The sequence below is a fragment of the Cohnella thailandensis genome (genome assembly GCF_014212135.1).
In the GTDB taxonomy this organism is placed as follows: Bacteria; Bacillota; Bacilli; order Paenibacillales; family Paenibacillaceae; genus Cohnella; species Cohnella thailandensis.
On the sequence record NZ_JACJVQ010000029.1, the window covers coordinates 1 to 9,959 of the forward strand.

Annotated in this window: 6 protein-coding genes; 1 reads left to right on the forward strand and 5 read right to left on the reverse strand. The window is 57.5% G+C overall.

Annotated elements, in window-relative coordinates:
* Nucleotides 1-340: 340 nt before the first annotated feature.
* From H7B67_RS28975 to H7B67_RS28990, 4 genes are all read right to left on the reverse strand, one after another.
* Entirely contained in the window at nt 341-3,436 is a 3,096-nt protein-coding gene (locus H7B67_RS28975; RefSeq protein ID WP_185123393.1) for an MMPL/RND family transporter, read from the reverse strand.
* A gap of 134 nt (nt 3,437-3,570) precedes the next feature.
* Nucleotides 3,571-4,899 (reverse strand): HAMP domain-containing sensor histidine kinase, encoded by a 1,329-nt coding sequence (locus H7B67_RS28980; RefSeq protein ID WP_185123394.1) that lies wholly within the window; start codon nt 4,897-4,899, stop codon nt 3,571-3,573.
* Complete coding sequence (locus H7B67_RS28985; protein ID WP_185123395.1) at nt 4,896-5,612, reverse strand: response regulator transcription factor; 717 nt, start codon at nt 5,610-5,612, stop codon at nt 4,896-4,898. The genes H7B67_RS28980 and H7B67_RS28985 overlap by 4 nt, the downstream gene beginning before the upstream one ends.
* A gap of 574 nt (nt 5,613-6,186) precedes the next feature.
* Nucleotides 6,187-7,326 carry a transglutaminase domain-containing protein gene (locus tag H7B67_RS28990; RefSeq protein ID WP_185123396.1) on the reverse strand — a complete coding sequence of 380 codons (1,140 nt, stop codon included), beginning with the start codon at nt 7,324-7,326 and terminating at the stop codon, nt 6,187-6,189.
* Between the two features lie 479 nt (nt 7,327-7,805).
* Here H7B67_RS28990 and H7B67_RS28995 point away from each other — a divergent pair, with 479 nt between their 5' ends.
* Entirely contained in the window at nt 7,806-8,660 is an 855-nt protein-coding gene (locus tag H7B67_RS28995; RefSeq protein ID WP_185123397.1) for a transposase, read from the forward strand.
* A 335-nt stretch (nt 8,661-8,995) separates the two neighbouring features.
* Here H7B67_RS28995 and H7B67_RS29000 read toward each other — a convergent pair.
* The coding region (locus H7B67_RS29000; RefSeq protein WP_185123398.1) for a ribulokinase at nt 8,996-9,959 on the reverse strand (964 nt) is incomplete at its 5' end.

Consider the following 9,959-nt stretch of genomic DNA (forward strand, 5'->3'; position numbering starts at 1 on the left):
GACGACGAACAGCTTCAGGGAAACGTCCCGCTCTTGCGATGGCTGCTGCTCCTGCGTCTGCAATGGCGTCTGAGTCTTCTCCTGCGTCTGCATCGGCTTGGGCGTCCGACTCTTCTCCTTCATGCTTCGTCACCTCGCTCTCGTCGTTGTTTTGGATTTAATTATCTTTAACTTGAGATAAATATACACCCGTTCGCGCTAAAACGCAAGGGGGTATTCGAACTTTTTTATCTAGCGAAAATCGAACCGGAGCGGCAGCCCGATCAGGACTGCCGCTCCGAACAGCTTATATAGTCTAGAACGCTTCAACCGAAGACGCTCCTCCCCGATGGACGGACGCTTAGGCCGATTTGGAGCGATTTACGATCGCGACGACGGCAGGCAGGAACAACGGCAGGAACAGGAACGCCAGCAGCATCAGAGCGATGATGACGACCGTCGCCATCTGAACCAGGGTGAGCACGCCCGACGGATACATCGCGGCGAACGTTCCGGAGAGGATGATGGCCGCCGAGAGAATGATCCCTCCGGTATGCTTCATCGCCTCGTGGATCGCCCGGCGAGGGTCCATCTCTTGATACTCCTGGTACCGCATGATCAGGAAGATGCTGTAGTCGACTCCCAAGGCGACGATCATGATGAAGGAGAAGAACGGGATCGTCCAGGCGAGATCCCCGTGTTCGGTGAACGCTCCGAAAATCCACTCCGTCAAGGTCAGCGCCGTGTAGTAAGCGAGCACCAGCGAACCGATGACCGCCACCGGAAGCCAGAATGCCCGGGAGATGAACAGCAGCACGAGCAGGATGCCGGCTAGCATGATGGCCGCGGTTCGCGTGAAGTCTCCGCCGGACACTTCCTTCAGATCCAGATTCTGCGAAGCGACGCCTCCGATTCCGTATTCCGCCTCGGAGAACCCGCTCTCCTTGGCCAATTGCTTGTAAACCTCATGCACCCGGTCCACCGAGTCCATCGCGGCCGTCGAATACGGATCGTCGCTCAGCACGACCGACCATTTGGCCGTGCGGCGGTCTTCCGACATGTACATGTCGAGCGACTGCGCGAACTCCGCTCCCGTTCTCACTTCCTCCGGTATGAAGAACGACTCGGAGCCGCTTGTACCGGACATCTCGTCAAGATAATCCGTCGTGCTCGCAAGCCCGTCGGACACCTTCTGCAGGCCCGCGACGCTGTCCTTCAGCCCCGTCTCCAGGGCAGGAAGATTGGCGGACAGAGCGTCCAATCCTTTGTTTAATTGAGTTTGTCCCTGCTCGATGCTTTTTAACCCTTCGGACAGCGCCGGCATCCGGCCGGTCACCGTTCGCTGCCCTTCGCTTGCCTCGGCCAAGCCGCTCTGCAGCGTGCTCGAGCCGCTCTCCAGCTTCCGGGCCCCTTGCTCGATCTGCTGCTGGCCCGACTGGATCTGCTTAAGCCCCTGCTCAAGCTGCGCCAGCTTGCCATTGGCCGAGTCGAACTGGCCGTTCAGCGTCTCGATGCCCGAGCTCAGCTTGTTCAGCTGCTCCGTCAGCGAGGCGGCGGTGCTCTTAAGCGTCGCGAAATCCGGGTTATCCGCCAGCCCCGTTTCGGATTGCTCCAGCTTGGCGACCGAATCGTTCATCGCCTCGGACACCTTCACCAGGGACTGCACCGATTGCTGAATGCCGTTGTACTGGGAATAAAGCGAGCCGTAGCCGCCGGAGATCGCCTGAAGGCCGGAAGCGATCGTTCCCGTCGAATCGTTCAGCTTCGCCAGGCTGCCGCGAAGATCCGTCAATCCCTTCTTGAGGTCCCCCGCTCCCGCCGTGCCCTGCTCCATTCCCGTCGCGATCTTGTTCAAGGCCGAGATGGACTGGTCGATGCCATCCTGCACCTTCTTCGTTCCGGCGACCAGCTCGCCGGCCTTGCCCAGATCCTCTAGCGGAACGGCGGCGACTTGATCGGCAGCCTTCGTAAGGCCGTCCCGGATCGTGCCGATCCCTTCGTTCGCTTGCTGAATCCCTTCGCTCAATTTCTGCGATTGGTTGCTCGTGTAGAGCTCCGCGATTTTCTCGCCCTTCGGCCTCGTGGCGCTATACACCTTATCCACGCCTTCGACCTGCGAAAGCCGCTCCGTCACCTTGTCGATAAAGGCCAGATTCCCGGCGGAATCCATCTCCTCGTCCGACTGCATCGCGAGCGTGGCCGGCATCGCTTGACCGGCGGAATAATGATCGTAAATGACGTGGATCCCTTGAACGGACGGATACGAATCGTCGACCTCGTCCAGGGAATTGTAGCTAAGCTGGCTCGAGTAGAACAAGGAGATCGGAACGGCGATGGCCAGCGTGATGACGACGCCCCAGATCGGCCGCTTCACCGCGAAGCCGGTAATGCCCGAGATGATCCGGTTCTCGGAATGTCCTCCCGCCGCCTTGGACGGCCAAAAAATCCGAGGGCCGAGCAGCCCCATCATGACCGGAAGGAACGTGAACAGGGCGATCAGAAGCACGCCGACCCCGATTCCGACGGCAGACGCGGACTTGAACAGCTGGAACTCCGCCAGCCCGAGCGCGCAGAACCCGATAAGCACCGCCGCCCCGCTGTATATCACCGTTTTCCCCGCCGTACTGTACGTCCGGACGATCGCCTCCGCCCTGGAGTCGGTGCGGGCCAGCTCCTCCTTAAACCGCATGAAGAGCAGGATATTGTAATCCGTCCCGATGCCGAAGAGCACCAGAACGAGGAAGATCTGCGTAAATCCGGAGAACGGAAAATCGACCTTGTCGACGAGCTGCGTCACGATCCCCAGGGAAACGAGGAACGACAGAGCGACGGCGAGGAGCGAAATAAGCGGCGTGACGGGCGAGCGGAAAATAAGGATCAGCACGACCACGATAAAGATAACCGCGACGAGCTCCGTTTTCTTGACGCCCTCCTGCGTCGTCTTGGTGAAGTCCTCGTTGATGAGCGCCGGACCGGTCAGGTAATGAGAGACGGGAACGTTCTTCAACGCGGCCGTCAGGCTGTCCCGAATCTCGTCCTTGGTGCGTCCTTCCGTGTCCGCCGAAGCGAGCGCCATGACCGTCGTGCCGTCCGCAGAAAGAAGCTGGTCCTTCGCCTCGGGGAAGTTCACGTGCGTCTGCAAGGAGACTAGCCCCAGCTCCTGCTTCTTGCTCTCCAGCTGTGCCAGACCCTGCTCGATGCCGGTCATTTGGTCCGCCGTCAGCTTCTCCGGGGAGTTGAAGACCAGAATGACCGACATCTCCCGCTCGTCCTCGGATTCGTCCCCCATCGCCTCCAGCAGATGGCTGGCTTGCGTGGAGGAATATCCTTCCGGCACTCCGATCTGACCCTTATCGCGAACAAGCTGATCTATATTCGGCATAATGGCGAGAAGCACGACGGCGACGACGACCCATGCCGCGATGATCGGCCACTTCCACTTGAGCATAAAATTCATAAATCCAACTCCTCTGCTGCGTTCTTTCTCTTCATAGCAATTTTATCCAATCCTTCATTTCTCTATTTTACCTCAATCCTCCTATTGCAGATTATCATCGAGTGCTAAAAAGAAACTGAAACAAAAATAAACAATTATGAAGTCGGAATACGGATTCGGATTCCGAGCCCTCCTAGCGAAGACTTGAAGGCTTCTATCGTTCCGCCATGCCGTTCCAGGATGGATTTGCAGCTGGCCAGCCCGAGTCCCGTGCCGCCCGCCGCGATCTGCCTGGAGGGATCGACGGTATAAAACTTCTGGAACAACGCGTCTAGATGCATCTCCGGCACGCCGACCCCGTTATCCTCCAGCTCCATGACCGCATCCTCGTTTCGGACGAACCCTCTCAACCGGATGCTTAGTTCCTCCCGGCCTCCGTAGCGGACGGAATTGCTGACGAGATTCGCGAACACCCGCCTCAGCATCGGCTCATGGCCGAGGAACGTCTCCGAGCCGCTCAGGGTATGGCTCCAGGTCAGCGACAGATGGAGTCCAGCCAGCTCTTCCTCGTACTCGACGGCCGTGCTCTCGAAGAACCGCTTGAAGTTGACGGGTCGAAGGGCAATGTCGGCGAGCTGGGCTTCGTTCTTCGTGAAGGCGGAGAACTCTTGAATCAGCTCCGTCAGGTGATGGGATTTCTTTTCGATCAGGCTAAGATAATCGCGGCGGTCCCGCTCGGTCAGCGAATCCTTCGTCAGCAGCAGCTCGACGAAGCCGTTCACGGAGGTTAGCGGCGTCTTGATGTCGTGGGCGATCGCGGCGATCATGTCGTTTTGTTCTTTGCTGGATTGCAAAAGTCGCACCTCCATCTCGCCGACATGCCGGTACAGCTCGCCGATCTCGTCCTTGCGGCTGACGGCCAGCGGGCGGGAATACGGCACGGATTGGATCCCTCCCAGCCGGTTGTTCAACCGTTGGATGGGCTTCGTAATCAGATAATGGAAGTGGAAGCACAACCCGACGAAAATAACGGACAAACAGAGGAGCAGCACGATGAACACCTGCTCGAACGCGGGGCCGAGCTCCACGTCGTCCGGCCCTACCGAATTCAAGATGCCTAGCAGCAGAACCGTCTCTCCCTCGGCGTTCTTCACTTGATGCCATTGCCGGTCCAAGCATTCCTCTCCGTCGGCCGCCCAAGGGTCTTCGCCGATCGGACGGAAGCCGGTATCGTACAGGCCGACGGTTAGCTTCTCTTGGTCGTTCAAGCCTCGAACGTACTTCTTGATGGCTTCGATGTCGGGGTACAGCTTCTCCGCTTCCTGACGGATGGACTCGTCGGCCGCCTGGCGCTCCTCGCGCAGCTCCTGAACGTTCGAGAAAATGCTCTCGATCACGTACGTTTTGATGTAGACCGCGATCAGCGCCGTAAGCCCGATGACGAGTATGGAAAACATGATGGGCAGCCTGACCTTGAGCTTCATGGCCGCAGCCCTTCCGGGGCGAACTTGTAGCCGACTCCCCACACGGTCTTGATGCATTCGGAGTAGGAGTCTAGCTTCTTGCGGATGTTCTTGATGTGCACCGTGACGGTGTTCATGTCCCCGTAATCGTCTCCCCACACGCTGGCGTAGATTTGTTCTCTCGTGAGCACTTGGTTCGGACGGCCGAAGAAGTAGAGCAGGATCTGGAATTCCTTGGTCGACAGATCGAGCTTATCGCCTTGAAGATGCGCTTCGTATGTCGCCTCGTTGAGTTGCAAAACTCCTTTCGCATGAACCTGAGCGGACGATTGCGGCTCTTCCTGCCGACTCTCCCACTCGCGGTGCAGCCTCTCCATTTTGCGAAAATGGGCTTTGACCCGCGAGGTAAGCTCGTGTACGCTGAAAGGCTTCGTCATGTAATCGTCCGCGCCGATCTCGAGCCCGATGATCTTGTCCATCTCCCGATCCCTTGCGCTCAGGAACAGAATCGGCGTCGCGTGCCGCTCGCGGATCACCCGGCATACCTCCAGCCCGTCCATCCCCGGCATCATGATGTCCAAAATGACGAAGTCGACGCCTGCGGCCTGCATGACGGCAAGCGCCTCGGCTCCCGAATAGGCGGACTTCACTTCGAATTGCTCGTATTTGAGGCCGTCGGCGATCAGCCTCACGATATCTTTATCGTCGTCGACGACCAGGACCGTTCTCGACATCGCGATTCTCCTTCTCTCTTGGGCGGTGCGGTTTCGTGCCATCTATTATATCGAGGAAAAGTGAAATAAATATGAAAGCACATAAAAAGCCGCGAGGAATCCCTCGCAGCCCAAACGTACGGCAACCTTATTTATTTTAGCTCGACTTTGGTCTCCAGCCCTTCGAGGAACTGGTTCGCCTTCGCGTCCTCCGCGAAGTCGTCTTCGATAATGAACGGCTTCACGACCAGATACTCGCCGGCCCCCTATCTCTCGCTCTTAACAGCCGCATTTTGACCGCGCTCTCCGAAATGTCGAGGGCGAGCCCCTTGTCGCAGCGGCAGATCCTCGAAGTAATGCGATGACCGCTATCCGCTGGGGCTCGTCCAGTCGGTCGACGGCTTCCCTCAGGTCTACCCTCTCGTAATCGTCGGCCGAAGCGGCCGCGGACGGAATCTCCGCATACGCATCGGCGCGGGAACGCTCGGCGAGAATTGATATAAGTTAGACCGATGGGATCGGGAGTCGATCACTTTACGGGATAAAAAAGAACATCCCGCCTAGGGATGTTCGGGAATAGCGGGCATCACCCGCATCAGGTTTTAAACGTAATAGTGACAAGAGCGTCGTCCGCGTTGCCGATTGGGAACGAGCTGCTGCTCGTCTGAATGGACGTAAGCGCGGGAACCGCATCGAGCAGCTTTTGCAGGTCGAGCTTCTTGTTCGCCCCGTTCACGTATCGCACCTTGACCAAGCTCTGCCCCGCCTTGATGGCCGCTTTGATCTTGCTCGCGAAATCCTCGACGGTCGAAGCGGAATAGGCCGGAAGCAAATATTTGTACCCGAGCGTCTCTTCCAGGTTGGCGTAAAAGGCTTGCCTCGACGTGTCCTTCGTCTTCAAGGACTTCAGTGTCTGCTGATAAGAAGCGACGGCCGCCGGATAAGCGATCGTCCATTTGTGGTCCCGCTTGATCTGAGCGTCGGTCAGCAGATAGTACGAGTAAGTCGTTCTCCCCTTCACGTCGGGAACCGGATCGTCGAACGTCGTATCGAGGTGGTACCACTGGCCGTCCAACTTCACCAGGTTCCACGCGTGCGCCCCCGTCGAGACGGTGCCCTCCGCGATCCGAACCTCCACTCCCGCGTCCTTCAGAAGCCGGTAGGCGAGCGAAGCGTAGCCTTGGCATACCGCCGTGCCGGAAGCAAGGGCATCGTAAGCGGAATGCTTGCGGAGCGAACGGTCGTAGGTCACGTTGAGCAGAATCCAGTCATGAACCGCCTTGACCTTCTGGTGAGCGTTCATGCCGGGCTTGATGATCTCCGCCCGAATCTCCTTGGACCTCTTGGCTACGTACGCCGACTGCGTCGCGTTTTCCCAATAGTCGACCTTCACGGAGACCGTTGCCGTCTTGCCGTCGGACTTCGAGCTATAGCTGTAGGACTTGATCGTATAATTCACGTAATCGTCCAGCTTCATCGCCGTCTCGAAAGCCTGATCGACCGTCTTCACCGAAGCCGACGCGCTTCCCGACACCTGTACGGCGAAAGACGCGCTGCCTTCGTTCAGCTTCTGCTGGATGGTGGAAACGAGGGTGGAGGAGACGGTGCCGGTCGTCGCCGCGGTCGCTACCTGTACCGCGCCCGGTTGTCCAAGCATCCATTCGCCGCCTGTCATCAGGACCGCCAAAGCGATTCCGGCCGCCGACGCCCTTTTCCAACCTTTTGCGCTCTTCATGGATCGCCCTCTCCTTCTCCGTTGTCCAAGTTGCTATTCCTATAGTAGCAGAAGGACAAGCCGTTCGCCTATCGGGCTTTCGGCACCCTACGAAACAAGCGAATTTCGTCTATGGTCTGCGCGGTAACCGGAGCGGCGTCCGGAATGGGGAAGGCGACGACGGCCCGTTCCCCGACCAGTGTTGGACCGGAGCTCGTTTCTTCTCTTTCCACCATCCGACATACTCATCCGACATGCACACCATTTCCCCTCCCCCTTCACCTCTACCCTCTTACCCTCTATCCGCAACCCTCGCAACCCCAAGACAGCCTCTACTCTCTACCCACTACCCTCCCCTCGCAACCCCTAGCTCGCCTCTCCCCTTCACTCAGTAGCAATTTACGAAGCAAACTATCCAATTCGATTCCAGATCCGCTTGCATTTTCCCAAAAATATGCTAATATTAAATGAGAACACATGTTCCCATTTGGAGTGATGAGATGTCGGAATCTTATGAGACGTTTCTTCGTGAGCAGGGGGGAGAGGATGCTTGCTATGACTTTTTTCTCCGCTGCCGCTGGCCTGATGGTTACCGTTGCCCCGCTTGCGATCACCGGGCTGCGTACACGATCTCCACTCGACGAATGCCTCTTTTTGAATGCACCCGTTGCCATTATCAAGCTTCTGTCACCTCAGGCACTATTCTGGAAGGTACTCGAACTCCGCTGTCCAAGTGGCTTTTCGCCATGCAAAGGATCATCGATCCTTCTGCGGGCATCAATGCCGTCCAATTAGCGGAACTGGTGCACGTTACCTATAAAACAGCTTACGCCATGCTGGACAAGATTCGGCAATGCTTAAGCTCAACCGAGTCGGACAAGCTTGCCGGGCGAATCGAAGCCGGTTTGGCCATCTATGGCCGCGACAACCTTTCTTCCTTTGAATTAACCGATACGCAGCAACCGCTGGCGGTGGGAATGTCTTACGATGAATCCGACCGACCGGCAAGATTTGCCTTGATGGAGATTCCTCGAGAGTATATGTTGTCAGGAACGATCACACCATTGGGATGTGATTTATTTAAAGATCGCCATTTTGCTTCCGACCCTTATAGCCAGGAGAATATCATCTATCGTTCGAGGTACCTCACGAAGCGCCATTGCAAGAATTTGGCGACCATATTTAAGGCTGGCTTCAAGAGGTTAAACGACACGTATCATGGAGTCCATCCCCGACACTTGTTCAAATACCTTGCAGAATTCACTTTCCGTTGGAATACGTTGCAGCAAGGGAGCAACAAGCTTCTGAGAATCGCCCAAGCATGCGCATGCTTGTCCCCCTCTCACGCTTCTTAATACGCAAAGTCTTCTCCTATAAAAATTGTCCCGTAATTCGAATGCTAATTACGCAAACAGGCCAACGCCTCCCTCCATTTCGCGTAATTAATGTCCTTTGGATCGAATAGCTGTCCGAATTCCTCAGTTCCTCATAGAATCTAATTCGATCATTGTGTCTCTTCTAGCACTAATCCTGGCTGTCTCATTTGTATCGTCTAGCCCCAATCCTGACTGTCGAATTATTTCTTTAACAGGTAGATGTCCTTTGTGTCCTGCACCTGAGCGAATGGGAGAAGCTGCATAATTAGCTGCGAGGCAATAGTGTCGTGTGCGGTCGGAGCAACCATGCTTATTCACTTCGATACTTCATCCTTCAGAGCCTTAAGCCGCTTCATCACGTCGTTCGCGCCGCGGCCGAAGTAGTCGTGCAGCGTGCGGTACTCCTGGTACAGGCGCTCGTAGATCGCGACGTTCTCCGGAATCGGCTTGAACGTCTCCTCGCGCACGCGCGCCATGGCCTTCGCCGCGTCCACGACGCTGTCGTAGCCGCCCTTCGCGCTGCCCGCCGCGACCGCGCCGAACATCGCCGCCCCGATCGCCGGCGTCTGCTTCGAATCCGCGATCTTGATCTCGCGGTTCGTCACGTCCGCGTAGATCTGCATCAGAAAGCGGTTCTTCTGCGGCAAGCCGCCGCAGGCGTACACTTCATGCACCGGCACGCCATTGTTGTGGAATGCATCGATGATCGTCCGCGTGCCGTAAGCCGTCGCTTCCAGCAGCGCGCGGTACATCTCCTCCGGCTTCGTCAGCAGCGTGTAGCCGACGACGACGCCCGTCAGGTTCGTGTCCACGAGCACGGAACGGTTGCCGTTCCACCAGTCGAGCGCCACGAGACCGGATTCGCCGGGCTTATAAGCGCTCGCTTTCTCGGTGAGCCACTGGTGAACGCCGACGCCTTCCTTCTCCGCCGCTTCCTTCACGTAAGCCGGCACCGCTTCCTCGACGAACCATTCGAAGATGTCGCCGACCGCCGATTGCCCCGCTTCGTATCCCTTGTACCCCGGGATGATGCCGTCTTCGACGACGCCGCACATGCCTTCCACCTCGACCTCGGAGGTGCCGAGCAGCATGTGGCAGATCGACGTGCCCATCGCCATGACGAGCTTGCCTTCGTCCACGACGCCGACCGCCGGTACGGCCGCGTGCGCATCGACGTTGCCGACCGCGACCGCCGTGCCTGCCTTCAGGCCGGTCAGCTCCGCCATCGCCGGCGTGATCTCTCCCGCCTTCGTGCCGAGCGGCTTGATGTCGCCGCGC